The organism is Viridibacillus sp. NPDC093762 (genome assembly GCF_050279675.1).
Lineage (GTDB): Bacteria > Bacillota > Bacilli > Bacillales_A > Planococcaceae > Viridibacillus.
Genome location: NZ_JBNNUK010000010.1, coordinates 128294 through 154191, shown reverse-complemented (window position 1 = coordinate 154191; position 25898 = coordinate 128294). Strand labels below are relative to the sequence as shown.

Annotated in this window: 25 protein-coding genes, 1 tRNA gene, 1 other RNA gene and 1 pseudogene; 3 read left to right on the top strand and 25 right to left on the bottom strand. The window is 35.9% G+C overall.

Annotated features, from left to right (window positions below; genetic code table 11):
• The 8 genes and pseudogenes from ACQKM9_RS13925 to ACQKM9_RS13890 form a co-directional block, all read right to left on the bottom strand.
• Window positions 1–144, bottom strand: a pseudogene (locus tag ACQKM9_RS13925) (IS3-like element ISBce13 family transposase); the annotation flags it as partial.
• Window positions 145–154: 10 nt separating this feature from the next.
• Complete coding sequence (locus ACQKM9_RS13920) at window positions 155–721, bottom strand: IS3 family transposase (protein WP_427734942.1); 567 nt, start codon at window positions 719–721, stop codon at window positions 155–157.
• Window positions 721–981, bottom strand: coding sequence for a transposase (locus ACQKM9_RS13915; protein ID WP_427734929.1), 261 nt, complete (start codon window positions 979–981; stop codon window positions 721–723). Before ACQKM9_RS13915 ends, ACQKM9_RS13920 begins: the two co-directional genes overlap by 1 nt.
• A 223-nt stretch (window positions 982–1204) precedes the next feature.
• Window positions 1205–1939 (bottom strand): TatD family hydrolase, encoded by a 735-nt coding sequence (locus ACQKM9_RS13910; protein ID WP_427734928.1) that lies wholly within the window; start codon window positions 1937–1939, stop codon window positions 1205–1207.
• The gene (qatC, locus tag ACQKM9_RS13905) at window positions 1932–3362 is read right to left on the bottom strand and encodes a Qat anti-phage system QueC-like protein QatC (RefSeq protein WP_427734927.1); all 1431 of its coding nucleotides are present in this window, start codon (window positions 3360–3362) and stop codon (window positions 1932–1934) included. The genes ACQKM9_RS13910 and qatC overlap by 8 nt, the downstream gene beginning before the upstream one ends.
• A complete protein-coding gene (locus tag ACQKM9_RS13900; protein WP_427734926.1) occupies window positions 3355–4074 on the bottom strand; it encodes a hypothetical protein in 720 nt (239 codons plus the stop codon). The genes qatC and ACQKM9_RS13900 overlap by 8 nt, the downstream gene beginning before the upstream one ends.
• Before the next feature lie 10 nt (window positions 4075–4084).
• Window positions 4085–5938: a KAP family P-loop NTPase fold protein gene (locus tag ACQKM9_RS13895; protein WP_427734925.1), complete on the bottom strand. Its 1854-nt coding sequence runs from the start codon at window positions 5936–5938 to the stop codon at window positions 4085–4087.
• Between the two features lie 151 nt (window positions 5939–6089).
• Entirely contained in the window at window positions 6090–6530 is a 441-nt protein-coding gene (locus ACQKM9_RS13890) for a hypothetical protein (RefSeq protein ID WP_427734924.1), read from the bottom strand.
• Window positions 6531–6645: 115 nt separating this feature from the next.
• On the opposite strand from ACQKM9_RS13890, the gene ACQKM9_RS13885 reads away from it, so the two are divergent.
• Entirely contained in the window at window positions 6646–6993 is a 348-nt protein-coding gene (locus ACQKM9_RS13885) for a site-specific integrase (protein ID WP_427734922.1), read from the top strand.
• A gap of 92 nt (window positions 6994–7085) precedes the next feature.
• Here the strand turns inward: ACQKM9_RS13885 and ssrA are convergent.
• From ssrA to ACQKM9_RS13810, 15 genes are all read right to left on the bottom strand, one after another.
• Window positions 7086–7445: a transfer-messenger RNA gene (gene ssrA / locus ACQKM9_RS13880) on the bottom strand.
• 184 nt (window positions 7446–7629) lie between these two features.
• Window positions 7630–8097: an SsrA-binding protein SmpB gene (gene smpB / locus ACQKM9_RS13875; protein WP_427734921.1), complete on the bottom strand. Its 468-nt coding sequence runs from the start codon at window positions 8095–8097 to the stop codon at window positions 7630–7632.
• Window positions 8098–8130: 33 nt separating this feature from the next.
• Window positions 8131–10536, bottom strand: a complete 2406-nt coding sequence (gene rnr / locus ACQKM9_RS13870; protein WP_427734920.1) for a ribonuclease R — start codon at window positions 10534–10536, stop codon at window positions 8131–8133.
• 43 nt (window positions 10537–10579) lie between these two features.
• A complete protein-coding gene (locus tag ACQKM9_RS13865) occupies window positions 10580–11326 on the bottom strand; it encodes an alpha/beta hydrolase (protein WP_427734919.1) in 747 nt (248 codons plus the stop codon).
• A gap of 118 nt (window positions 11327–11444) precedes the next feature.
• Window positions 11445–11672, bottom strand: a complete 228-nt coding sequence (gene secG / locus ACQKM9_RS13860; protein WP_038188803.1) for a preprotein translocase subunit SecG — start codon at window positions 11670–11672, stop codon at window positions 11445–11447.
• 244 nt (window positions 11673–11916) lie between these two features.
• On the bottom strand, window positions 11917–13212 hold the full coding sequence (gene eno / locus ACQKM9_RS13855; RefSeq protein ID WP_038188806.1) for a phosphopyruvate hydratase: 1296 nt from the start codon (window positions 13210–13212) through the stop codon (window positions 11917–11919).
• Window positions 13213–13232: 20 nt separating this feature from the next.
• Complete coding sequence (gene gpmI, locus ACQKM9_RS13850; protein WP_427734918.1) at window positions 13233–14759, bottom strand: 2,3-bisphosphoglycerate-independent phosphoglycerate mutase; 1527 nt, start codon at window positions 14757–14759, stop codon at window positions 13233–13235.
• The gene (tpiA, locus tag ACQKM9_RS13845; RefSeq protein ID WP_427734917.1) at window positions 14752–15513 is read right to left on the bottom strand and encodes a triose-phosphate isomerase; all 762 of its coding nucleotides are present in this window, start codon (window positions 15511–15513) and stop codon (window positions 14752–14754) included. Before tpiA ends, gpmI begins: the two co-directional genes overlap by 8 nt.
• 14 nt (window positions 15514–15527) lie before the next feature.
• Window positions 15528–16712 (bottom strand): phosphoglycerate kinase, encoded by a 1185-nt coding sequence (locus tag ACQKM9_RS13840; protein WP_427734916.1) that lies wholly within the window; start codon window positions 16710–16712, stop codon window positions 15528–15530.
• 229 nt (window positions 16713–16941) lie between these two features.
• The gene (gene gap / locus ACQKM9_RS13835; RefSeq protein WP_427734915.1) at window positions 16942–17949 is read right to left on the bottom strand and encodes a type I glyceraldehyde-3-phosphate dehydrogenase; all 1008 of its coding nucleotides are present in this window, start codon (window positions 17947–17949) and stop codon (window positions 16942–16944) included.
• A gap of 23 nt (window positions 17950–17972) precedes the next feature.
• Window positions 17973–19001 carry a sugar-binding transcriptional regulator gene (locus tag ACQKM9_RS13830; RefSeq protein ID WP_427734914.1) on the bottom strand — a complete coding sequence of 343 codons (1029 nt, stop codon included), beginning with the start codon at window positions 18999–19001 and terminating at the stop codon, window positions 17973–17975.
• Window positions 19002–19173: 172 nt separating this feature from the next.
• On the bottom strand, window positions 19174–19416 hold the full coding sequence (locus ACQKM9_RS13825) for a glutaredoxin family protein (RefSeq protein WP_427734912.1): 243 nt from the start codon (window positions 19414–19416) through the stop codon (window positions 19174–19176).
• Window positions 19417–19428: 12 nt separating this feature from the next.
• Window positions 19429–20703, bottom strand: a complete 1275-nt coding sequence (rpoN, locus tag ACQKM9_RS13820) for an RNA polymerase factor sigma-54 (protein WP_427734911.1) — start codon at window positions 20701–20703, stop codon at window positions 19429–19431.
• A 101-nt stretch (window positions 20704–20804) separates the two neighbouring features.
• Window positions 20805–21605: a TPM domain-containing protein gene (locus ACQKM9_RS13815; protein WP_427734910.1), complete on the bottom strand. Its 801-nt coding sequence runs from the start codon at window positions 21603–21605 to the stop codon at window positions 20805–20807.
• Window positions 21602–22183, bottom strand: coding sequence for a LemA family protein (locus tag ACQKM9_RS13810; RefSeq protein WP_427734941.1), 582 nt, complete (start codon window positions 22181–22183; stop codon window positions 21602–21604). Before ACQKM9_RS13810 ends, ACQKM9_RS13815 begins: the two co-directional genes overlap by 4 nt.
• A 172-nt stretch (window positions 22184–22355) precedes the next feature.
• Here ACQKM9_RS13810 and ACQKM9_RS13805 point away from each other — a divergent pair, with 172 nt between their 5' ends.
• Window positions 22356–22976 carry a spore coat protein gene (locus ACQKM9_RS13805; protein WP_427734909.1) on the top strand — a complete coding sequence of 207 codons (621 nt, stop codon included), beginning with the start codon at window positions 22356–22358 and terminating at the stop codon, window positions 22974–22976.
• Between the two features lie 49 nt (window positions 22977–23025).
• Here ACQKM9_RS13805 and ACQKM9_RS13800 read toward each other — a convergent pair whose 3' ends face one another.
• Window positions 23026–24573, bottom strand: a complete 1548-nt coding sequence (locus ACQKM9_RS13800) for a DHA2 family efflux MFS transporter permease subunit (protein WP_427734908.1) — start codon at window positions 24571–24573, stop codon at window positions 23026–23028.
• Between the two features lie 171 nt (window positions 24574–24744).
• Here ACQKM9_RS13800 and ACQKM9_RS13795 point away from each other — a divergent pair, with 171 nt between their 5' ends.
• Complete coding sequence (locus tag ACQKM9_RS13795) at window positions 24745–25653, top strand: TetR/AcrR family transcriptional regulator (RefSeq protein WP_427734907.1); 909 nt, start codon at window positions 24745–24747, stop codon at window positions 25651–25653.
• 166 nt (window positions 25654–25819) lie between these two features.
• On the opposite strand, the gene ACQKM9_RS13790 is transcribed toward ACQKM9_RS13795, so the two are convergent.
• Window positions 25820–25891, bottom strand: a tRNA-Arg gene (locus tag ACQKM9_RS13790).
• Window positions 25892–25898: the final 7 nt, after the last annotated feature.

The following is a 25898-nucleotide window of genomic DNA, read 5'->3' as shown; positions in this document are numbered from 1 at the left end:
TTTTTTCAATGTAGCGTGAAAGGATTCAATACAGGCGTTGTCATATGGACATCCTTTTCTGCTAAAAGACGCAATCATACCGTGGTTCTTTAATTGCTTTTGGAAGGCTTCACTTGTATATTGCGTTCCCAAATCTGTATGCACAATGAGCCCTTCAAGGGGCTCTTGACTCTGAATTGCGTATTCTAAAGCTTGCCGTGACTAAATCAACTGTCATTTGACGAGAAAACTTGTATCCTACAATTTTCTTTGAATGAAGATCTAACACTGAAGCCAAATAACACCAACCATCCTTAAGTGTGTGAATATATGTGATATCGGCCACCCACTTTTCATTGATTGATGTTGTTTGAAAGTCTTGATTTAAACGATTTTCGCGTTCTTCTACTAAAACTTGAGTTGGCGTCAGTCGATACTTTTTTACGATAGTTGAACGGATTCCAGCACGTTTCATTAGACGTTGTACTCTTTTGATACTCACTTGAAAACCTTCTCTACACAATAAATAGTGAATTTTAGGTGCCCCATAACGACGGTCACTTGCTTGATGTATTTCACGAATACGTTCTGTAATGAGTTGATTTTCCAGATGATATACCGAAGGTTTTTTATGAGCAGCCTGGTAATACGTACTTTTAGGTAACTTTAAAACGCGACACATCAATTGAACAGGATAGTGTGCATTCTCTTCATTAATATGTTCGATAATTTCTTGATCCATCACTTTTTCGCGAATATGGTCATAGCCTTTTTAAAAATTTCCACCTCTTGTTTTAAGCGTAAGTTTTCTTTCTGTATGGCAGATATATCAGCTGGTGTAAGTGATTCTTCACCTTCAATTGGGGAATGTACTTTAATCCATTTATAGATAGTTACTTCAGTCACACCATATTCGCTGGCAAGTTGATTGGCGGGTGTACCAGTACGATAAAGTTCTACGATTGTTTCTTTGAATTCTTGGTTGTAACGTTTTTGTTTCATAACGGACACGTCCTCTCTTAATTTCTAGGATAAGGACTTAACTTCAATGTGTCCTAATTCACACTTATTAAAATACTTTTAACTACTTGTTTAGCAAAAGGTATGAACTTTTTCATAACAATTCATACTAAAATCAATTACTATCATTGATAAAAATATATAATTCTACGCAACTAAAAAAAGTATTCCTCGAAACTCCCGAGAAATACTCATCACTCATTATCTACAATTTGCTATTTGTTAATAACAAATCAGATAAATTTTTATAAATTTGGTCTTCTAAACTTTCTATGCCTAACTTGTTTGAAAAGCGTCTGTATATTTCAGTTAAATTATACTTCTCTCCAGATATAAACGTTTTTCCAAAAGGTGCATCTGTTTCAATCAATACTCTATCTAATGGTATTAAATTAATGATTTCTAATCCACTTTTGGTATTTAACATTGAATAATTTACAGAAAAATAGTAGCCCTGGTCTAATATTTTAAATAAAGTCTCTTTTTTTCCAGTATACCAGTGAAAAACCGCTGTTTTTACATTATTATTCATCAAAATGTTTAATACATCTTCCTCGGCCTTCCTTGAATGGATAGACATTATTTTATTCAACTGTCCAGCTTGATGGCTAATATGTTCAAAAGCTTCTCTCTGGCTCTCTCTATTGGCTTTAAATTCATTAGAGTAATCTAAACCTACTTCACCTATATATTTTGTTTTAGGTAATAGATTATCAAATAAACCTTTATTAAACTTATATTTACCTGCAAACTGCGGATTAAACCCCAAACCTAATTTCACGTATTTACTATTTGGAAAGGTTTGATTACATTTTTGAAAAATCTCTGGCAAGTTAGTGACGAATAATGCATAAATCCTATTATCTTCAAAAGTTTTAAAGAAGCGTAAATAATCCTCAATATAATCGATATGAACATGCATATCAGACAAATTAGCCACTAACTTCTGCCCCTTTAATACCTACATAATCTAGAAGTCCATTATCAATTTGATGTATCATAGTTATTAATTCTTCCATAGATGCTCTATAGACTCTTTCGTAGCCGTCTAACTCCACATTCTCTAAGTTCCCCTGCCTTAAAAGTAACGCTCTAATATAATCGCTATCATCTCTATTCTCTATATATCTTTTAATACTAAACAATAGGGCCTTCAAATCACTTGCTCTCCCCTGTAAATTGTTATAATCATATATAAACTCACTACCTAACTCATATAAATGATTATACTCAGTTTCATCTACACCTATTTTAATGAATGAAGCACGTCTAATTAAGCATGGGAAACAATATCCACAATTACATGGAGTAACAATTCGATCGCTTTTTTTTCTGTCATAACGAGATAAACATGGATGAGAACAAGACAATGTTTCCTTAGCTTTCAAATTAAACATTGGGTTATCCTTATGTTCTTCAAGAATCTCTCCCTTTGTTTTGTCCCAATAGAAATTAGATATACTATTTTTTATTCCAACTTCTTTAAAGATTTCATTTAAATTATTTAAAAAGATGGGGTGTGTAGTTCTCGTGCTACAACTACCTGCTCTACTATCAGTTAAGGGAACATTGACTCCTATGAAGCCATTCTCAGGGATGTAAACTGGTACATCTTTTCCAATTATTGAAGCAACTGAAATAGCACCTGCAATAAATAATAGTGACCTACTTCTACTTGTACTTTCTCCTTCGAGTTTTTGCATAGCTTCATTACTGAAAGTTGGTGCATATGGATTAACATTAAATAAAATTAATTCATTTTCTACTTCACTGTTTGAATTATCGATAGCATTAAATAAATCCTTTTGTCTTTTAGTTAATAAAGTATATTCTCTAAACCCAATAAATAATGTACTATTATTATTTTTCGAGAGACTAAGGGCACCACAGAATGAATCTAAACCACCAGAAAACAAGCTTACAGAATCATATTTATTTGGAGTTAGTACGTTATTTTTCACTTCTTTATCGGCTCTAAATCTTGAAGTAGTTGGGCGAAATTCAAAACTCCATTTATCTCCACTTAAAAATCCAATAGTTGTCTCAAGGCGTTCCTTAACTAAATTCCATTTCTCAATTTCTAATACTGGAATGTATAGTTTAATATCTCTTGTCCAGTTATCAGTCGATAGTTTTCTTGAAATTTTCTTATCTGCACAAAAAATACTTGTAGCAATTATAAGGAAATCTTCGTTAATCCCTGATAAATTTTTTGCACCAAATCTTCTCCATAATTGTTCAATGTCCGTCTTAACATTAGACTTATTTTTTTCGCTTAGAAGGTTGAAAAAATAGAATTTCTCGTTTGGCAAATTTCCTCGATTAAAGTCTTCTTCATTTTTATTAATCCATACATTAACCATTTATTTCACCCCACTTAGACAAGATATTTAAGGATTTATTATACATCTCATTTATTATTCTATTTCCTTCTACACCATTCCAATCTATGGACTGTATTTGTTGTTTAGAATATTTTGCTTCAATGGAATTTCTAATAAATGTTTTGACACTTCTTTCAGCTATGTCATACTTGCCTAAGCTTTCAAATAAAGTGAGTAATTTTTCAGTGAAATTTGCAAAAAAACAGTTTTGAATGAACTTTATAATGAACTCCATTATAAATTCAGATGCATCAATACTTTTTAAAACATCTTCATACTCGGTAGAATCTTTAACTCCTTTTAGTATTTCTCTTAATAGCTCATTCATAGTTTGATTAGAAATGCTATTATAAAATTCGTTCCCACCGTCATTAAAATACTTTAATAAACCTTCTTTTATATTTTCAGTAGGTCGTCCTTTAAGATGAGCTAATCCCGCCTGCTCTAATGCACCATCAAAACCATATTGTCTAACTGCATCAATAAATCCTAAAACTTTTTTTCCTGACTGAATTGCTTGGCCTGCATTTCCTCCCGAACTTCTTGAACTATTTAATACTTTAGCAAAATTAGATACAGTCTTTTCCACAGATGAATCCGTAAAGTTATCTTTAACCATTTTAGTTACATCTCTCTTTACATCTGACCATAAATACCCTGTCGGTGGTAAGTAACCTTTTGATGTTCCCATAATTTCACCCCTATATCTCCCAAATTCTATTTTCTACACCCTTTATATCAACATAATATGTCTTTAACTCAGCATATTCTTCTGCGTTCAATTGTTGGAATAACAACACTTCTGAAATCTCTAAAGAATCCTTAGATAAGTTCTTAAATTCATTGAATAGCTTGGTTTTGTATTGAGGGATTTTCAAATAAATATCAATTAAAGTTTCTAATTGATTTTTATCTTGATGAAATTTTTCAATCACACCTTTTAAGATTTCACTTCTTGTAACTTCGTCCATGTTTAATAACTGTTCAATTTTCTTTCTGCGAATAGCTTTATTAGACTCTAAGTTGCATATTTGATTAATAAATTTACGTTCATCTTGATTTAAATTCTTAGAAAAAATCCTTCTATCTGAAATAGTATCTCTTGCTAAATAAAAATAAGTTGATAAATCCACTCCAGATAATCTTGGTTCCGTTCCTATCCATCTTCTTAGCTTATCACTACTCCATAATGAATTGATATTCTGCTCAGTAGATGTGGCCTCTGATTGTTCATCGAGGATTTTGCTTTCTAATTCCTTAATTTGCTCTGGGACTCCACTGTGCTCAAATTGCCATTGGAATAATTCTTTAAATAAATCACTATCGAAGTATTCTAATACCATTAACTTGGCTAAGATTGATAGATTCAATTCTAAGCCTTGAATTTCAGCAAGTCGTTTTCTAATATAAAACGTATTTAAAAATCTTTTAGTTTGCCTTGGATTTCCTTTTAAAGAGGAGGCAACAATATTACCTATTACATTAAAAATTTGAATTTGTTGTTCGAATTCTGATTGACCAGTTTCTATTTTAAACTTATCACTTACTCCTTGTATGTCATTGTTTACAATTTCTATTATTTCAGCACCAGTCAATATTTCGCCTTTGATAAAAATCCCTTTATCCTTTAATTTAGTGATCAGCTGGTTAATAACTTCGTCTTTTAAATACATTTCAGTGATTAATAGAAGCATATAGTTTTTAACATCACTTTCGGCCAATTCAGCGATTCTAATTGGTAACTGTACAATCTTTTCTATGTAATCAACTGAAACATCTATACCATTTGAATCTAATTGAGGGTATTTCCTTTTTATTGAATAAGAAATTATATTCTCATCCATGGCTATAACAAATGTAGTTTTATCTACTGATAAGAATAATTTAATAGCCTCAAGTGTCTCGATTATTCTATCTGGATTGCATCTGTCCAAGTCATCTATTAAAATCACAAGATTATCAACTGAGGACTCTTTTATTAATGAAGAAAAATCATTTCTAAAACTACGCACATTTTCAACTATATTATTATCTGAGGATTCTTTGAGGTAATCTTGCATTAACTGTTTAGGTTTATCTAAAATTGTTTGTAATTCTTCAGTTGTATCAAAGTTTGATTTATCAGGTAACATAAAAATTGGAGGTATCCCAGTAAATCCACTAATCGCTAATGGAACTCCATTTTTCAATGCGCTTTTACCAACATTTAACCAATTCACTCTACTTAATAATTCCTTAATCTTCCCCTTTTTTTCTTCAAAGAAAGTTGTATTGTCTTCCATTCCTTGCAAAATGGCCTGAATAATTGCTGTTTTGGCATCTTCATAACCTTCAAACATCCAAGCATTCACTTTTACCACTGCAATCTTTTTATCATCATAATTAGTTACCTGTTCTTCGATTAAGTGCAATAGGGTCGATTTACCACTGCCCCAGTTCCCAAATAAACCAATCGTTAAAGGATTCATTCTATCGTTAATAGCAATCTCCGTAATCAAATCAGCGTATGGTCTATAAGCAAGCATATCAATTTTAGAAGCATCATCCGCCCACATATACTAACCTCCCGATAAATATTATTAATTACATTTTAAACCTCAATTCTCAATATTACATCTATTATCCTATATTTGTATAAAAATAAAAAGGTCTTCTACCTTAGTAGCAACCTTCTGAACTTAAATTCCAATTCTTTTAGTTATTCAATTATCTTATCCACTTCTCAAGATACTCCCAAATTGCCTGATTAACTACAGCTTTTTTACTTAGTTGATATTTTTTTACGAAATCATCTAATTCTCTCCAAACTTCTGCATACAGTTGCAAAGTTGTTCCTTGTAATCGCCCATTAAATTCTTTAACAATTACTGAGGGCCTCATGGGTGCTGGTTCAGGATTAAATATTAATTCTGTTTGTATATTATCATTCTTTTGTTGTTTAAATAACTCAATCAATTGCTTTACTATAATAACTTCTTCAGCGCTAATAAACTGTTCGGGTTCTACATGATAAGGTATTATTTGCGTAGATATTTCATCAAAGACTTCGTTACAAGCATCAACAAATCCTGGATGTATTTTTAGTTCAAAGTACGTGGAGGATATAAAGTTTTTTGCAAAAAGTATATTTAAAAGAATTATGGACAATGAAATTTTTGGACACGGTCTTTTTTCTATGGATATGTATCAATTTTCGGATGACGAGAATATAAATTATAGTAAAAAAGTATGAAAAAAACAACAAAGAGCTGAGTATCTGAAAATGAATTTTAATACATTACAGCCTCAACAATTAGTGTTTAGTAATGAAGTAAATGAGTTCTTACAGCCGACTAAAACACGTAAATGGTTAGAATATATTTTAAATAAATATAAACTACCGAAAATAATAACGCATGGTTTTAGACATACGCATTGTTCATTATTATTTGAAGCTGGTGTAAGTATTAAAGAAGTACAGGATAGATTAGGTCATAGTGATGTACAAACAACTTTAAATATCTATGCACACGTTTCTGAGAAGGCCAAGGATGAGGCAATCTCTAAATTAGAAAACTTCATGACTAAAAAAATTGACTATGTTTTTGACCATGGAATTGACCATGGTTAAATGAAACTCAATGAAACTGATTGAAAAAAGGCAAAACAAAAACCCTTGATATACAAGGGTTTTGACGTTCATTAAAACTCAATGAAATCGTAATATGGAGACGGCGGGAGTCGAACCCGCGTCCAGAAACTCCAATACTCAAGCTTCTACGCGTGTATCTTGCCTATTTAGGATTCACGCATCATTAGCCAGCAAGCAGGCATCGTGAGCGCTAACTTGGGAAACTCTTGTTACTAGCTCAAGTGGCACTAGTAACCGTATCCCACTATAAGTGAGCCTGAACTATGCTACATGGGCGATAGAATAGACAGGCAGTTTCATCAGCTTACGCTGCGAAAGCTAAGTTGTTTTGTTGTTTGCCAGTTATTATATAACTTCCGTTGATGACGAAGCCGAGACCTCCGACGCGCAACTCAAGCTCAGACCATCCCTGTCGAATCCGTAACGTCCCCTTAATAGCGGCTAAATCTCTACAAGGTATTTCTACTACTTGTAGTTAAATGCCTTAGGGAACCTTATGACAATAAATGTCTTAAGGTCGTTCGGAAATACTTTTATAAAAAGTATTTATACTGGCTTGTTTACTTTATAAATTATAAGGCAAGATTGCTTAAACTTCAAGTTTGAGCATCTCAATTAGACTTGGTTTTTTGCCTTGAATGAACGTTCCATATCACGTTTTGCTTCTTTTTTACGTAGGTCATCACGTTTATCGTAGTTTTTCTTACCTTTACCGACACCGATTAATAATTTCGCATAACCGTCTTTTATGTACATTTTCAGCGGTACGATAGTATAACCGTCACGTTTAACTCTACCAATTAGCTCAGCAATTTGTCTTTTATGAAGCAATAATTTACGTGAACGTAATGGATCATGATTAAAACGATTTCCTTGTTCATATGGACTAACGTGCATGTTTGAAATCCAAGCTTCATTACCACTGACGCGGACGTATGAGTCTCTCAATTGCACTCTACCGTTACGAATCGACTTAATCTCTGTTCCTTGTAATACCATTCCTGCTTCGATCGTTTCCTCTATAAAGAAATCATGTCCTGCCTTTTTATTTTGTGCCAGAACTTTTCCTGACCCTTTAGCCATTATCATTCACCTCATTAAATAGAGGAGAAGCGACTAGCGCTTCTCTTTATTTTTCTTTTTACCATTGCTACCTTTTTTCTTTTTAGCAATACCTTCGTAGAACTTTTTCTTTTGGCTACCGCTTTTACCGGAAGCTTTACGCTCTTCCTTGCGAGTTTTACCATTCACTTTTGCACCACTTGGTTTTCGAGTTCCGCTTCCGCTTTCGCTTCTGCCTTTTCCTCTGCCACCTCTAGTGCCCTCTTTTTTCTTCGCGTGAATGACACGTGGTGCTTCTTTACGAGTACGGCCGAATTCGCGTTTCATACCGACGATTTCAAAATCAACAGCTGATTCTTCAACGTTGACAGCTTTAACTCGAATTTCTACACCATCACCAATACGGAAAATACGACCGGTACGTTCGCCAATCATCACCATTTGACGGTCGTCAAAACGGTAGTAATCATCTGTCATATTACTAATATGAACAAGACCTTCAATCGTGTTTTCTAATTCGATGAACATACCAAAGTTTGTAATTGAACTAATGATACCTTCAAATTCATCACCAATTTTATCAGCCATATATTGTGCTTTTTTCAGTGCATCTGTATCACGCTCTGCATCGACTGCACGACGTTCGCGCTCAGATGTATGCTGTGCAATTTCATCCATTATAGCATTCCAGTGTGCAATTGTAGCAGATGAAACGTCACCGTTGATTAAGTACGTACGGATCAATCTGTGCACAATTAAGTCCGGATAACGACGGATTGGAGATGTAAAGTGTGTGTAAAACTCTGTAGATAAACCAAAGTGTCCTAAACATTCCGCACTATATTTTGCTTGTTGCATAGAACGAAGCATCATAGTCGAAATAACAGGTTCTTCAGGTAATCCATCAACTGATTCTAAAATCTCTTGTAATGCACGTGGGTGGACTGTGTTACCAGTACCTTTAATAACTAACCCAAAGTTTGTTACAAATTCAAAGAATCGTTGAAGTTTTTCTGGCTTAGGATCTTCGTGAATACGATAAATGAAAGGTACATCCATCCATTTGAAATGTTCTGCAACTGTCTCATTGGCTGCTAACATAAACTCTTCAATCAGACGCTCTGCGACTGTACGTTCACGTAATACAACATCTGTAGGCCATCCATTTTCATCTACAAGTACTTGAGATTCTTTAAAGTCAAAGTCCACAGCACCGCGGTCCATACGCTTATTGCGTAGAATTTGTGCTAGTTCGCCCATATCCTTAAACATAGGAACAAGAGCTGCATAACGTTCTTTTAACTCTTCATCATCTTCTTCTAAAATCTTATAAACGTCTGTATAAGTCATACGTTCAGTCGTATTAATGACACTTTGGAAAATTTCGTGTCCTATTACTTCACCACTACCATTAATCGTCATCTCACAAGATAACGTTAGTCGGTCAACTTGTGGATTTAATGAACAAATACCGTTTGATAGACGATGTGGAATCATCGGAATAACGCGGTCTGTTAAATACACACTAGTAGCACGATCATACGCTTCTTCATCAAGATCTGAACCTTCTGTTACATAGTAGCTTACGTCAGCGATATGGACGCCTAGCTTATACGTACCATCATCATTTTTTGTCACCGTAACAGCATCATCTAAATCTTTTGCCGTTTCGCCATCAATCGTGACAATCATTTGATCACGTAAATCAATACGACCTTCTAAATCTGCTTGTGTTACTTCATCAGGAATAGCTGATGCAGCATCAATCGCTTCTTTTGGGAAGTCGATAGCGATACCATGTTTATGAATAATCGATAAGATATCGACACCTGGGTCATTTTTGTGACCTAAAATTTGCGTTACAATTCCTGTTGCTGAGCGATTATCATCAGGCCATCCCGTAATTTCAATGACTACTTTATGACCATCCATCGCGCCAAGTGTATCCCCTTTTGCGATAAAGAAATCGATTGATAATTTCTTATCATCTGGTACGACAAAGCCAAAACCACGATTTGCTTGAAAGACGCCGACAACCTTCGTTGTTCCTCTTTCTAAGATCTGAATGATTTTACCTTCTCGTCGATCTCCAGAAGTTGTTTTCGATACACGGATTAATACTGTATCACCATTTAATGCACCATTAAGGGCATCTGGCGGTATGAACACATCATCCATTCCTGCTTCTTCAGGTGCAACAAAGCCAAAACCCTTTGCATGACCGATGAAGCGTCCTTTTAACAAATTCATACGATCTGGCGTACCATAACGATTCGTATTAGAACGTACTACCTGCCCTTGCTGTTCCATTCTTACTAGTGTTTTCACTAGTTCTTTAAATTCATCCGCATCTTTAAAACCAAATTGTTGTTCCAATTCGGCAACAGTGAGCGGCTTATATTGTTCTTCCTTCATGAAACTTACTAATCGTTCTTGTAATGATAATTCTTGATTGTTCATCTTTCTTCCCTCCTTCTAATAGCGTTTGCGAAGAATGCCATTTTTACTCTTGCCAATCGAGTTTTTCTAAAAAAGCATATATATCTTCATGTAATTGTTTTTTCTCTTTGTCAAGAGTAATAACGTGCCCAGACTCTTTATACCATTTTATAGCTTTATCATTGGACTCCACCTGATCATAAATGATTTGTGCTGAATTTTTATCAATCACGTCATCTAATAATCCTTGGGCAACGAATATTGGAGCATAGATTAGATCAATCTGATTACGAACCTGATAAACAAGTTCTCGTAATTCTGAAAGTGAAGGCATCCCTTGTTGCTTCAGTTCAGATATCTCTTGCTCGATTTCATCTGGTTTTTTTCCAATAAACTTTTTAAAGTCACGTGCATATTTCAACACACCTTCGAACATTAAATCCGTAGTGTGCATTGACATTGGTGCACACATTGTCGCAATCCCCTTAATAGGTAGTGTATACCCTAAACGCAGTGAAAATACACCACCTAAAGATAAACCAGCAACTGCAATTTCTTCATAACCAGCTTCTTTTAAAGTATTATATCCATGTAGAACGTCTTCCCACCAATCTGATGGTCTTGTATGGATTAGTTCCTCTGGTGGTACACCGTGGCCTTTATAATGAGGAGCAAACGTAGTATAGCCCTTTTTCTCCAAAAATCTTCCTAACATTCGCACATCGGAAGAGTTCCCAGTAAATCCATGCAACAGTAACACCGCACGTGGACCTGCTTTAAAAAAGAAAGGCTGTGACATTAAAACTTCCATGAAGCAAACCTCCATTAATAATACAATTCATGTATGTAAGTGTTCTATTATTAATTATATGCTTTTATAAAAGAAAACGCCTAACCATAAGGTGGTCAGGCGGTTCAAATATCGCTCATTAAATTTTCGCAATAGCTAAAGCTAGTACAAAAAATAAAATTGATAATACTACCGTAATGCGGTGCAAAATAAGGTCCATGCCTCGAGCTTTTTGCTTACCAAAAAGTTGCTCAGCTCCACCAGAGATGGCTCCCGAAAGACCTGCACTTTTACTTGATTGTAATAATACTAAGACAACTAATGCAAGAGAAACAATGATTAATAGTGTCATAATCACAGTATGCATATGTTCCACCTCCTGATTCGAAACATCACAACAGTCTTATCTTACCAAAAACTGTACGTAATGACAACGTTGTTCTAATTCAATCATGCTATGTAGCCTGTATATAGACTAGCGCTTAAGTTATATTCTAACATTTCCATACAATTTTGACGACTACCAAATGAAAAAATAGAGCTATTTCTACTGTGCTAATTGCGACAGTGAAATAGCTCTATGTTATTTAGAGCTTAAGTAAATTTCTAACTTATTTTTTTAAGTTGTAGAAAGATTTTAAGCCATTATATCTTGCTGTTGAGTGTAGTTGATCTTCGATGCGAAGTAATTGGTTATATTTCGCAACGCGGTCAGTACGTGAAGGTGCACCTGTTTTGATTTGGCCAGCATTTACAGCTACTGCGATGTCAGCAATAGTTGCATCTTCAGATTCACCTGAGCGGTGAGAGATAACAGCTGTGTAGCCTGCTTGTTTAGCCATTTCAATAGCATCTAAAGTTTCTGTTAAAGTACCGATTTGGTTAACTTTAATTAGGATTGAGTTACCAACGCCTTCTTCGATACCACGTGATAATTTTTTCGTATTTGTTACGAATAAGTCATCACCAACAAGTTGTACTTTCTCGCCAATACGTTCTGTTAATAATTTATGACCAGCCCAGTCATTTTCATCTAAGCCGTCTTCAATTGAGATGATTGGATATTTATTAGTCATTTCCTCGTACCATGCAACCATCTCTTCAGAAGTTTTAACAACGCCTTCACCATCTAAGTGATATTTACCGTCTTCTTTACTATAAAGTTCAGAAGATGCAACATCCATTGCTAAGAATACTTCTTCGCCTGGTTTGTAACCAGCACGTTCGATTGCTGTCATAATTGTAGCAAGTGCCTCCTCATTAGAAGAAAGGTTTGGCGCGAAGCCTCCTTCATCACCTACTGCAGTATTATGTCCAGATTCTTTTAATACAGCTTTTAAGTTGTGGAAGATTTCAGTACCCATACGTAATGCGTGGCGGAAAGATTCAGCGCCTACAGGCATTACCATAAATTCTTGAATATCTACGTTGTTATCAGCGTGTTCGCCACCATTTAAGATGTTCATCATCGGTACTGGCAATTGTTTTGCATTCACTCCACCGATATATTGATAGAGAGGAACTCCTAAATAGTCTGCTGCTGCATGTGCAACTGCTAAAGATACTCCAAGAATAGCATTTGCTCCAAGTTTACCTTTGTTTTCAGTACCATCTAATTCGATCATGCTGTTATCAATTGATACTTGATCAAGTACAGCATAGTTACCGATTAATTCAGGTGCAATGACGTTATTTACATTATCAACTGCTTTTAAAACACCTTTTCCAAGGTAGCGACCTTTATCGCCATCGCGCAATTCTACTGCTTCATATTCCCCTGTAGATGCACCAGATGGTACGATTGCACGACCAAATGCACCGCTTTCTGTGAATACTTCTACTTCTATTGTTGGGTTACCGCGTGAATCTAATACTTCACGAGCTTGTACGTCTGTAATAATTGGCATTGTTTTAACTCTCCTCAGTTTTAAAATAATGGTTTTCCTGTCATTTCAAGTGGTTGTTCCACTCCAAGTAATTTTAACATGGTTGGAGCCAAATCGGCTAAAATTCCACCATCTCGTAAAACGATATTTTCTTTTGTGACGATTACTGGAACAGGGTTCGTTGTATGAGCTGTCATCGGTTGACCTTCCAAAGTAGTAACCTCGTCAGAATTCCCGTGATCAGCAGTTACAATTGCTGCTCCGCCTTTTGCAACGATAGCATCTACAATTTTACCCAAACACTCATCAACAACTTCAATTGCCTTAATCGTTGGTTCTAGCATACCGCTATGTCCAACCATATCAGGATTAGCAAAGTTGAGAATAATGCCATCAAAAGCATCAGATTCTATCGCTGCTAACAAAGCATCTGTCACTTCATAAGCGCTCATTTCAGGTTGTAAATCGTATGTTGCTACTTTAGGTGAGTTAATCAAAATGCGCTCTTCACCAGCGAATTTCTCTTCACGCCCGCCACTCATAAAGAATGTGACATGAGGATATTTCTCAGTTTCAGCAATACGCAGTTGAGTTAAACCTTCATTTGCTATGACTTCGCCAATAGTATTGACCAAGTTATCATTTTCAAACGCAACTTTAGCATTTACCTCATCGCTATAATGCTTGAACGTGACATATAAGATATCTTTAGGATGTTTTTCGCTTAATTCAAAACCATTAAATGAAGGATTCGTAAATGCTTTTGAAAGTTCAATTGCTCGGTCAGGACGGAAGTTGAAGAAAATGACAGAATCATTTGATTCAATCGTTGCAACAGGTTTGCCGTTTTCTTTCACGACAAAAGGTACAACAAATTCATCTGTAATTTCTTTTGCATATGAATTTTGCACACCTGATTTTGCAGAACTTGCTTCTTCACCTTTAGCATCGACGAGTACTTGATACACTTTTTCTATACGATCCCAACGATTGTCTCGATCCATTGCATAGTAACGACCACTAATTGATGCGATTTTCCCTACACCGATCTCAGCTATTTGACGTTCAGTTTCTTCAATATAAGAAACTGCTGATGTTGGTGCTACGTCACGACCATCTAAGAAACCATGAATGTAAACTTCATCTAAACCATGATTCTTAGCTAGCTTTAGTAGTGCAAATAAGTGCTCATAATGACTATGTACACCGCCATCAGAAAGTAAGCCCATTAAATGTAATTTTGTATTATTCTCTTTTGCATATTTTACTGCTTGCACTAATGCATCGTTTTCGAAGAAGTCACCATCTTTAATAGACTTTTGAATTCTCGTTAAACTTTGATACACAATACGTCCGGCACCAATATTCAAGTGACCTACCTCTGAGTTACCCATTTGTCCATCTGGTAGGCCAACTGCTTCACCTGAAGCGAGAAGTGTTGAATGAGGATACGTATTCCATAAACGATCAAATGTTGGCTTTTTCGCTTGTGCTACGGCATTTCCGAACACTTCACTACGTAAACCTAAACCGTCTAAAATAATAAGTGCTACAGGTTTTTTAGGCATTTGCGCCCGCCTCCAAAAGTCTCAAATAAGAATCTGATTGTAGGCTTGCTCCACCTACAAGAGCCCCGTCAATGTGCTCCATTGATAGCAATTCAACAATATTTTCAGGTTTCACACTTCCACCATATTGAATGCGAATTGCTGCTGCAGCATCTGGACCAGCAATTTCTTGAACAGTGGCACGAACCGCTCCACAAACTTCATTTGCATCTTCTGCAGTTGCCGTTTCACCTGTACCGATTGCCCAAATTGGCTCGTATGCAATAACAGTTTGTTTTACTTGCTCTGTTGATAAACCTTCAAGAGCTGCACGTACTTGACCAGCTACTTTTGCAACTGTGTTTCCAGCTTCACGCTCTTCTAGTGTTTCACCAACACATACAATTGGAGTTAAGTTATATTCAAATGCTGCCTGAGTTTTTTTGTTAACTGCTGCATCCGTTTCGTTATAATACTCACGGCGCTCAGAGTGGCCTAAAACCACATAAGAAACAGCAATGTCTGATAGTTGAGAAGGACTTACTTCACCTGTAAAGGCACCTTCTTTTTCAAAGTGCATTGTTTGAGCACCAATCGCTAAATTAGAGCCTTTAGCTTGTTCGACAAGTGTTGGCAAGAATAAGGCTGGAGCGCAAATAATTGAGTCCACTTTTTCTTTGTTTGGAATTGATGATTTTACTGCCTCTACAAATTCTACAGCATCGCTTAAGTGTTTAAACATTTTCCAGTTACCTGCAATAATTGGTTTACGCATGTGAATACCCTCCATTATTTATCGTTTAATGCGACAACGCCTGGTAAAGCTTTGCCTTCCATAAATTCTAGTGATGCACCGCCACCTGTTGAGATGTGGTCCATCTTATCTGCTACATGGAATTTTTCGACTGCAGCGGCTGAATCGCCTCCGCCAATGATAGTGTAGGCATCAGTTTCTGCCATTGCCTGTGCAACACCTTTTGTTCCGTTAGCAAAAGCATCCATTTCAAATACACCCATTGGTCCATTCCAAATGACTAATTTTGAGTTTTTAATAACATCTGCATACTCTGCAGTTGTTTTAGGTCCAATATCAAGCCCCATCCAATCAGAAGGAATTTGATCGATATCAACAACTTTAGTATTAGCATCTTTAGAAAAAGTATCTGCCACAATAACATCAACAGGCATATGCAATTTCACACCTTTAGCTTGCGCTTTTTCGATGAAAGATTTCGCTAACTCAATTTTATCTTCTTCTAATAAAGATTGTCCGATATTATAACCTTGTGCTTTAGAGAATGTGTATGACAGACCGCCACCAATGATTAAGTGATCTACTTTCTCTAAAAGATTTTCAATTACACCAATCTTGTCTTTTACTTTCGCTCCGCCAATAATTGCTGTAAATGGACGTTCTGGAGTAGATAAAGCTTTACCTAATACATCAAGCTCTTTCTCCATTAATAAGCCCGAAACAGCTGGGATGTATTCAGCGATACCCGCAGTCGTAGCATGTGCACGGTGAGCTGCTCCAAATGCATCGTTAACATAAATATCTGCTAATTTAGCAAAGTTTGCTGCAAGGTCAGCATCATTTTTTTCTTCTCCAGCATGGAAACGAACGTTTTCAAGTAATACAATGTCTCCATTTTTCATGTCTGCTACCGCTTTTTCTACCGTTTCACCAATTGATTCATCTAATTTTGTAACAGGTTTTCCTAGCAATTCAGCTAGATGATTTCCAACTGCAGTTAAACGTAACTCTTCTTTCACTTCACCTTTTGGACGTCCAAGATGACTAGCTAAAATTACTTTAGCACCTTTTTCAACTAGGTTAGAAATTGTAGGAAGTGCTGCTCTAATACGAGTGTCGTCGGTGATTTTACCATCTTCCATAGGCACATTAAAATCTACGCGCACAAATACACGTTTTCCGTTTACTTCTACATCATTCATCGTCTTCTTCTGATACATGAAGAGAGCCTCCTCCAATTGTTTAAATTGCTTTTCCAACTATGTGAAACAAGCATCTTATTTATAATTTTTTGATAATACAACAGGCCATTTGAAAAATTCATTCCAATATTACTAGTAAGCAAACGCTTACTCTTTTTAGGAATAAAAGAAGGAGAAGAGTAACCCCTTCTCCTTTTACCCTAATACATTATAAACTCTCGGGTTCATAAAGGCTACGGTTTTTCTATTACAAACCTTGATCGTACATGTAAAGCGCTAAGTCGATACAACGAGCAGAATATCCTGACTCATTGTCGTACCAAGATAGTACTTTTACTAGGTTATCTTCAAGGACCATTGTTGATAAGCTATCAATTGTTGATGATGCTTTATTACCATTATAATCAATTGAAACAAGTGGTAAATCTGTGAAATTTAAAATACCTTTTAGTTCGTTTTCTGAAGCTTCTTTTAGTGCAGCATTGATTTCTTCTACTGATACCGATTTGTCTAATTCAGCTACTAAGTCTACTAAAGATACATTAGGAGTTGGTACGCGTACTGCCATACCGTCTAGTTTGCCTTTTAAATTCGGTAAAACTTTTGCAACTGCCACTGCAGCACCTGTTGTTGTTGGAATCATTGATTCACCAGCTGCACGTGCACGACGATAATCAGAATGTGGTAAGTCTAAGATGCGTTGGTCATTTGTATATGAGTGGATTGTAGTCATCATTCCACGTTTAATACCAAATTTCTCATCTATTACTTTTGCTAATGGTGCTAAGCAGTTTGTAGTACAAGATGCATTTGAAACTACATTATGCTCTGAAGCATTGTATTCTTTATGATTTACACCCATAACAAATGTTGGCATATTACCTTTACCCGGTGCAGAAACGATAACTTTTTTAGCACCTGCTTCAAGATGTTTGCCTGCTAATTCTGTTTTAACAAAATGTCCTGTAGACTCGATTACAATATCGACTCCAAGTTCTTTCCAAGGTAAAACTGCTGGATCTTTTTCAGCATAAACACGTACTCTCTTACCATTAACAATTAGGTATTCACCTTCAGAAGATACTTCTGCATCTAAAACACCGTGTACGGAATCATATTTTAACAAATGAGCTAACATTGCTGCGTCTGTTAAATCGTTTACTGCTACTACCTCAATATTCTCATGCTGTACTGCATTTCGAAATACTAATCGTCCAATACGTCCAAATCCGTTAATCGCTAATTTTAAAGTCATGTTCTATTCCTCCATTTTTGTAATTACTTAAGTAATTTAATCAATTCTTCCGCTGCTCCTAAATCAGTAATAAGAATAGTTTGCGCAGCAGGGTTTTTAATATACGAAAGAATTGCTTTAGCCTTTGAAGTTCCTCCCGCTACAGCTAAAATAGACGGGCATTTATGAACTTGTTCCAACTGGATACCAACAGTACGAATTCTATGTACTGCTTTACCCGTTTCATCAAAATAATAACCAAAAGCTTCACCGACTGCTCCAAAACTTTGTAGCGCGTGTAAATCTTCAGGTGATGAATTTCTGCGAACAGCCATTTCCTCTGCAGAACCGATACCATGTATGACAATATCAGTCTGTTCATATAGACCCATCATTTCTCTCACAATAGGTTCTTGCATCATTGTAGAATAAGCATTTTCACTTAAATATTCCGGTAAATACAACGTACGATAAGTACCACCTGTTTTACTAGCAAATACGGATGCAATGGTGTTTGCTTGTAACTGCATTTCTTCACCAATACCGCCTCTAGCTGCTATAAACTGTAATTGTGAAAATTTATTCGATGGAGTTAAACTTTCAGCAATTGCACTAACAGTACTTCCACCAGTGACAGCTACAGTTTTTTTACCATTCGCTAGACGTTCTAGCTCATTCGCAGCTTCCGTACCCATTAATGTTTTGACAGAAGGCTCAATATCATTATTGCCCGGTACAATGATTACTTTTTGAATTTTGAATTGTCTTGTGAGTATAGTTTCTAATGATGATATTCCTGACCATTCATGTACGAGAGATTTTAGTTTACTGAGTACATGTTGCCCACTATCCGAAATACTCATACCTAAACGGCTTGTATATATCAATCCTTGCTCATTTAACAAATCAGTTTCCTTACGCACTTCACGCTCAGTAACTGATAGCTGCTCAGCTAATGCTCTACGGCCAATCGGACCCATCATCTGAATCGTTTGAAGAAGTCGATATCTGATTTGAAGGATGTCTGACATTTCGGGTAGTAATTTTAATTGTGCCTCCGATAATGTATACATATTTTTACGTCCTCCATCAGCTGCGGGTTAATTTCTATCCCACTGGTTAAAATTTTGTCCCACATGGGGTAAAAAAATTTCTTTCCTGCACATAGTATACAATTGCCTTTCAAAATTCGCAACTAAAAAGTGAATTAAAAATCAACTTTTTTTAACTAAAAAAAGAGGATAACTACCCCTCTTCAATAGCTAATCCCTCTAATAAAGTTACATAATCAAGTGCTCCATATTGAACGATTTCTCCGTTCTTTTCAACAACCGGAATCATTAACATGAATTGCTCATGCAATGAATCATCTGTTTCAATATTAATTTCTTCTATTGTAAATGAGACATCTTCTTGTACTAACTTTAATAGTTCTATCCCTTCTTCACAAAGCCCGCAACCCGGACGACTATAATATTTAATGTTCATCTACTCACCTCATTACTCAAACCTTTTTCGTTTCGCCGAAGCAAGTATACCTAATTGCTCCCGATACTTCGCTATGACACGCCTTGATAATACCAAACCTTGCTGCTCGAGCAAACCTTTTATTGCTTGATCAGATAATGGCTTTGTTTTATCTTCAGCTTGTATTAATTGTTGTAACTGTGTTTTGACACGATCTACAGAAATATCTTCGTCCTTGACCATCGTTGACCGCTGTGAAAAGAATCTACGTAATGGTAATGTACCCAATGCAGTATGAATATATTTTTCTTTAATTGTCCTGCTTATCGTCGACTCATGTAACGCTAACTTTGTAGCTAATTCTGTCATTGTATAAGGAACAATGGCATCGTAACCTTTTGAAAAAAATGCAGATTGCTTTTTAACGATTTCTTGAATGACTTGGCGCAGAGTTTCTTTTCTTTGCAATAATTGCTTATCTATAATACGTACCTGTTCCTTCATTCCATTAATATAAGCAAGAGATTCTTGATCTCCGTGGATTTGCTTAACATACTCTTCATCTAACTCGACAGAAGGGAATGCTTCCTTTGCGTATCGAATTAACAATTTACCATTTTCAAAAAAAACGTCTGCTTCCGAAATTATATATTCTGTTTTAGGTGTTCTTAAATAATCAATAGGTGATGGATTCAACGTACCAATTGCATCAGCTGCTTGTTGAATTTGTTTTAAAGAATAGTTTGAAATACGCCCTAACTCCTGCCACCTTTTCTCAATAAATAACGTGTAGTAACTAGATAAAATATTGCAAACAACTTCATCCATTTGCCTTTTTTCTGCTTGTAATAACAAACATTGTGACATCGAGCTAGCGCCAATGCCGGTTGGTTCACATTGTAATATGTATTGTCTAGCTTGTTTTATAGTTGAAATATTCAGACCTACCCATTTAGAATATTCTTCATCCGTACTTGTTAAGAAGCCAAAGTCATCAAAATCATTAATTAACCAATTGATAGCCTTTTTACATTCAGGAGATAAGGATTGGTTTAATAACTGATCCATAATAGAGCTTTGAATTGAATCCGATTGTTCTGATGCAGTCCATTCTACCCAATCTTTAGTTGGTTGATTCTTTGATGTTTTTACTTTTATTTTTAAAAAGGGATTTTCCACTTGTTTTTCTTGTAGAAAAGCATGCAGTTCTTCAGAGGAATATTGCAATAAATCTAATGATTGCCGCATTTCCTGCGTTAGCGCTAGTTTTTGAATTTGTGTTTGCGATTGCTCAATGCGAAATGACATTTTTCACACCCCCACATCAATTATAAAGTTTATGCGATGAGCATGCCAATCGGAAACACATATAAAAAAAATGGTTCCGCAATTTTGCGAAACCACCTCATCTACCATTTACGACCTGCTCCTCCACCAGCTGATGATCCTCCACCGCCGTTGAATCCACCGAAACTTCCGCCACTAGATTTACCACTGCCACCAGAATTAAAACTCCCCCAGCCACCACCATAATCATATAAACCTCTTCGGCGACCTCGTGAACCACCAGATCCACCTCCGCCTTTTGAAAATATACTATATACGATTAAAAAAAGAATAACGATGATGATAATCGCTAGTGGTGATACCCCTTCTTCTTCAGGTTTTACAGGATTAGCTACTTGCCCATTCCAGTTATATTCCTCTGCAACGATATTATATATTAACTTATATGCAGAACTAAAGGCGGCGTCATAATTTCCAGCCTTTAAATTCGGTACCATATATTCATCTAAAATCCTTCCAATTTTAGCATCAGGTAATGCGCCTTCCAGACCTTGACCAACAGTAATATGTAAATCCCGGTCGCCTTCTGCCTCACCAAAGCTTGCTAAAATAAGTACACCATTATTCTTTTCTTTGCTCCCAATTCCCCATGCACGCACAATTTTTGTACCGTAAGAAGCGGCATCCAAACCACCTAAAGTATCTACTGTTAAAATATAAATTTGTGCACCGGTTGCAATCTCTAAATTTTTGGATAGCTCATTCAATTCTTCTTTTGTGTCTTTTGATACAACATTTGCGAAATCCTGCACATAACCATCTTGCTCAGGCTTGGGTAAGGTTGCGGCTTGTGTCGTTGCAGAAGTTATAAAAAATAACACCCCAGTAAATAATACACCTAGTACAAGATTGATTATTTTCATTTTGAATCATTTCCGCCAAAATCTACTGCGGGAGCATCATTGGCATTAGGATTAGCTTTAAAATATTCTTTTTTCTCAAAATTGAACATTCCAGCAATAAGATTCCCTGGAAATGCTCTTCTTAATTTATTATAACTATTTACTTCTTCATTATAATCTTCACGAGCGACAGCAATACGATTTTCAGTTCCAGAGAGTTCATCCATCAGTTGGCGGAAATTCGTGTCTGCTTTTAAATCAGGATACTTTTCTACAACAACCAATAATCGATTTAATGCACCTGTTAACTCATCATTTGCGATAGCTTGATCTTGTGGTGTATTCGCCCCAGCCAATTTCGATCTAGATTCAGCGATGTCCGTCATAATCTCCTTTTCATGATTTGCATATCCTTTAACTGTATTCACTAAATTAGGTATTAAATCTAAACGTCTTTGTAATTGATTTTCAATTTGAGCATACTTCGAATCCACTTGTTCATCTGCAGTCACTAACTTGTTATAGCGTGGCACAATCAGCATCGCAATAACACCAATTATTACGGCTATTATTATTAAGGGTGTGACCAACTTTTTCAGATGAATGGCCTCCTCATTTTTTAATTATTCTCCCATCACTTCCTTATGGAAAAACATATGACTCATTATATGCTTCAAACATTTGGAAGTTTCATTTTCATCGTATAATGTTTTGCATTAAATACATACTACAATTGCGGTAAAACGCTATTTCATTAAGGAGGCCAAACAATTGACTAATAACCAATTTGGACAAACTGAATCCGGTAATATGTATAAACCACAATCTGCGATGATGAACCATGGTGGCCATGAAGTTTTAGATATGCACGAAACATTATCTGAAACAGTTGCTATGCTTAATCACGCTGTACTTTTGCGTCCACACGTACAAGACCCCGTATTACTGGATATTTTAGACCGCCAGTACAGTTTCAGCTTAGATGAGTACAATATTACAGTTGAGTCATTTAGAACAGGACGTGACCCATCACATCCGACAGGTAGCTATAAGATGAAACTTAACCATGATTTCATCTACGGCCTAGAACCATCCCAACCAAAAAAACCAATGTCCAATGCTTCTGAGCTGAATGACGAAATGATTTCAGGTTACTTACTAGGTGGTCATAAACAACTCGCTTCATGTAAGGTAACAACTGCCCTCGAAACAACTAACCCCGTCACAAGACGTGTGCTAGCCGATTCAGTACCGAACTGTATCGAAATGGCTTACGAATTATCCCTGTATCAAAACAAACATAAGTATTACCAAGTCCCACAATTAGACGGAAAAGATATGCAAGAGTTATTAAATGCTTTTGCCCCCGCTCCAAATTCCCGTCTACAATAACAAAAACGCCCAGTTATGACTTTACGTCATGACTGAGCGTTTTCTTTTGTTACGCTGTAACTTCTTCTTTTTGCTCTTGAGTTTGAGTGTTTTCAGTTGGTTTCATTGAATTTCCATTAACCGGAACACGTTTAACGAATAGCGCTAAGATAAGAGCAACTATCGTAATACCCATAGCTACAAAGAATGAGAAGTTAATGCCATCAATCAACGCTTGTTGACCAACTTGAGCTTTCATTTGAGCAATTTCTGTTGCACTTGGTACATTACCAGATTGCACAGCTGAAGCCATTTTTTCTTTCATTTCTAAACCTATCTCTTGTGCACGAGTTGCTGTATGCTTTGTCATAATTGTGATTAATACAGCTGAACCAATCGCACCAGAAACTTGTTGTAGCGTATTATTCATGGCAGTACCATGTGGATTCAACTTCATTGGTAATTGGTTTAAACCATTTGTCATAATCGGCATCGAAACCATAGACATACCAAACATACGAATTGTATATGCAAACATTAAGTAACCATAACTCGTATCAGCAGTTAATTTTGTTAACTCAAATGTTGCAATCGTAGTAATTGTTAACCCAGTAAGAGCCAATGCTTTAGGTCCAAATTTATCAAATAACTTACCTGTAATTGGTGACATAATCCCCATCACAAGCGCACCTGGTAGCATTAATAATCCGGCATCAAAAGGCGAAATACCACGAACTGTTTGAACATAAATTGGTGTAATAATCATACCTGAGAACATTGCCATAGAAACGGCGATTGAAATCGCTGAAGATAGCGCAAACATCGGATGTTTGTAGATTCTAACATCTAGCAAAGGTTGTTCCAAGAACAGTTGTCTAATAACAAATGCAGCAATACCTAAAACACCGACAATAATTGTACCGTAAACGATTGGACTATCCCAACCTTTATCTCCTGCTGAACTGAAGCCATAAAGTAAAGAACCAAATCCAATTGTAGACAAGATTAATGAAAAGACATCTAGACTTACTTTTCTTGTTTCCATTACATTGCCTAGTTTAAAGATTGCTAGTAATAATACAAGAATTGCGAAAGGCAAGATGATTTCAAATAACATACGCCAATCATAGTGCTCTATAATCCAGCCTGATAATGTTGGACCGATAGCTGGAGCAGAAATCATTACTAGACCGAAGATACCCATAACAGATCCACGTTTTTCAATTGGGAAACTTGTTAACATAACATTCATTAATAACGGTCCTAATACTGCTGCACCTGCTGCTTGGATCATACGAGCTGCAATAAGCACCCAGAACTCTGGAGCCAATATAGCTAATGCTGTACCTATAGAAAATAAAGTCATTGATGTAATAAATAAATGACGGTTTTTAAATCGAGTGATAAAGAAGGCACTTGCTGGAACTAATATACCTCCGACAAGCATATAACCCGTTGATAGCCATTGAACTTGAGAAGCCGCTACATCAAACTCCTTCATTATCGTTGGTAATGCCACATTTAATAATGTGTTGTTAAGAAAAGAAACAAAAGCACCTATAAACAAGATTACTATCATTGCGTAAGGTGGCTTTTTCTGTAATGCGTTACTATTCATTTTATATCCTCTCTACTTTCATTATATTTCGTATATAGAAGTTTACTTGATTCATTTTATACTCACGGTACAACTTTTTCAACTAAAAAATTTTGGTATTTCATAAACATTGATATTAAAGCGTTTCCAAGTTAGAATGATAGTACACTAATTGGAAATATAGGTGAAGTTATGAACAATCGTAAACGTCAAGTTATCGTTGCCTCTCAAAAGCTGTTCGTCGAAAAAGGTTTTCAAAATACTTCCATCCAAGATATTCTAGATGAATCGCATATTTCTAAAGGCACTTTTTATAATTATTTTGCTTCAAAAAACGAATGTTTAATCGCAATAATAGCTAAAGGTCGTGAGGAAGCCGATGTTCGCAAGCATGAGATGCTTATAGGACAGGATCCAAAAGATAAAGACATACTAGCTAAGCAAATCGCTGTATTGATGCAAATAAACCGTGATCAAAATTTAATCCCTATCTTTGAATCGATTTTCCATTCGGGTGACCCAGAACTTAAAGAAGTAGTAATGCGATTTCATCTAAACGAGTTAAATTGGCTCGCAAAACGAATTGTCGATATTTACGGAGAAGAATCAAAGCCACACTGTTACGATGCTGCCATCCTAACTTTCGGTATGATGCAACATATGTTGCATATTTGGAAAATTACACGTGAAGATGCTCTAGACCCAGTACAGATTGTGAAATACGTAATTCAACAGCTAGATGCCGTTTTACCAGCTCAAATTGAGAGAGGTGAACATTTCTTAGGCTGTGATCTAGCAAAGTACTTACATGAGAATTTCAAACATAAATATGTAACAAAAGAGTATTTAACAGAACAGCTAACTGGATTTTCAGAAGGTCTTATTGAAGATGACTTACAAGCTGGTAAAGAATATACAGCCTGCCTTATAAAATCATTACAAGAAGAAACCATCCCCTACTATATAATTGAAGCAATTGTATTACCCTTTAACACTAGCTTTAAAGGTACTAAACATGCTGCAGAAGCCCAAGAAATTGCAAATCTTATATGGCTATTTATAAAACAAAATAACAACCTAGACATATTAAATAGTAATTAGTTGGACACAAAAAGTCGCTTTTCAATATTAAAGCGACTTTTAATTTCTATATGACAGTTTATTATTCTATTGATTTGGGCATATTATCATTATTGGAGCCCATCATACAAAAACATCTATGTCGCTATTTAAATAACGACATAGATGTTTAAAGTGCAGTTATATACGCCCTCGGAGGGAATCGAACCCCCAGCCTAAGAACCGGAATCTTATGTGTTATCCATTACACTACGAGGGCCATTCAT

What these genes read in the sequence shown, in the direction of transcription:
- ACQKM9_RS13920 (WP_427734942.1), bottom strand. Translation starts at nt 721, where the DNA reads ATGGATCAAGAAATTATCGAACATATTAATGAAGAGAATGCACACTAT.
- ACQKM9_RS13915 (WP_427734929.1), bottom strand. Translation starts at nt 981, where the DNA reads ATGAAACAAAAACGTTACAACCAAGAATTCAAAGAAACAATCGTAGAA.
- qatC (WP_427734927.1), bottom strand. Translation starts at nt 3,362, where the DNA reads ATGGTTAATGTATGGATTAATAAAAATGAAGAAGACTTTAATCGAGGA.
- ACQKM9_RS13900 (WP_427734926.1), bottom strand. Translation starts at nt 4,074, where the DNA reads ATGGGAACATCAAAAGGTTACTTACCACCGACAGGGTATTTATGGTCA.
- ACQKM9_RS13895 (WP_427734925.1), bottom strand. Translation starts at nt 5,938, where the DNA reads ATGTGGGCGGATGATGCTTCTAAAATTGATATGCTTGCTTATAGACCA.
- ACQKM9_RS13885 (WP_427734922.1), top strand. Translation starts at nt 6,646, where the DNA reads ATGAATTTTAATACATTACAGCCTCAACAATTAGTGTTTAGTAATGAA.
- smpB (WP_427734921.1), bottom strand. Translation starts at nt 8,097, where the DNA reads ATGGCTAAAGGGTCAGGAAAAGTTCTGGCACAAAATAAAAAGGCAGGA.
- rnr (WP_427734920.1), bottom strand. Translation starts at nt 10,536, where the DNA reads ATGAACAATCAAGAATTATCATTACAAGAACGATTAGTAAGTTTCATG.
- ACQKM9_RS13865 (WP_427734919.1), bottom strand. Translation starts at nt 11,326, where the DNA reads ATGGAAGTTTTAATGTCACAGCCTTTCTTTTTTAAAGCAGGTCCACGT.
- secG (WP_038188803.1), bottom strand. Translation starts at nt 11,672, where the DNA reads ATGCATACTGTGATTATGACACTATTAATCATTGTTTCTCTTGCATTA.
- eno (WP_038188806.1), bottom strand. Translation starts at nt 13,212, where the DNA reads ATGCCAATTATTACAGACGTACAAGCTCGTGAAGTATTAGATTCACGC.
- gpmI (WP_427734918.1), bottom strand. Translation starts at nt 14,759, where the DNA reads ATGCCTAAAAAACCTGTAGCACTTATTATTTTAGACGGTTTAGGTTTA.
- tpiA (WP_427734917.1), bottom strand. Translation starts at nt 15,513, where the DNA reads ATGCGTAAACCAATTATTGCAGGTAACTGGAAAATGTTTAAACACTTA.
- ACQKM9_RS13840 (WP_427734916.1), bottom strand. Translation starts at nt 16,712, where the DNA reads ATGTATCAGAAGAAGACGATGAATGATGTAGAAGTAAACGGAAAACGT.
- gap (WP_427734915.1), bottom strand. Translation starts at nt 17,949, where the DNA reads ATGACTTTAAAATTAGCGATTAACGGATTTGGACGTATTGGACGATTA.
- ACQKM9_RS13830 (WP_427734914.1), bottom strand. Translation starts at nt 19,001, where the DNA reads ATGTATACATTATCGGAGGCACAATTAAAATTACTACCCGAAATGTCA.
- ACQKM9_RS13825 (WP_427734912.1), bottom strand. Translation starts at nt 19,416, where the DNA reads ATGAACATTAAATATTATAGTCGTCCGGGTTGCGGGCTTTGTGAAGAA.
- rpoN (WP_427734911.1), bottom strand. Translation starts at nt 20,703, where the DNA reads ATGTCATTTCGCATTGAGCAATCGCAAACACAAATTCAAAAACTAGCG.
- ACQKM9_RS13815 (WP_427734910.1), bottom strand. Translation starts at nt 21,605, where the DNA reads ATGAAAATAATCAATCTTGTACTAGGTGTATTATTTACTGGGGTGTTA.
- ACQKM9_RS13800 (WP_427734908.1), bottom strand. Translation starts at nt 24,573, where the DNA reads ATGAATAGTAACGCATTACAGAAAAAGCCACCTTACGCAATGATAGTA.
- ACQKM9_RS13795 (WP_427734907.1), top strand. Translation starts at nt 24,745, where the DNA reads ATGAACAATCGTAAACGTCAAGTTATCGTTGCCTCTCAAAAGCTGTTC.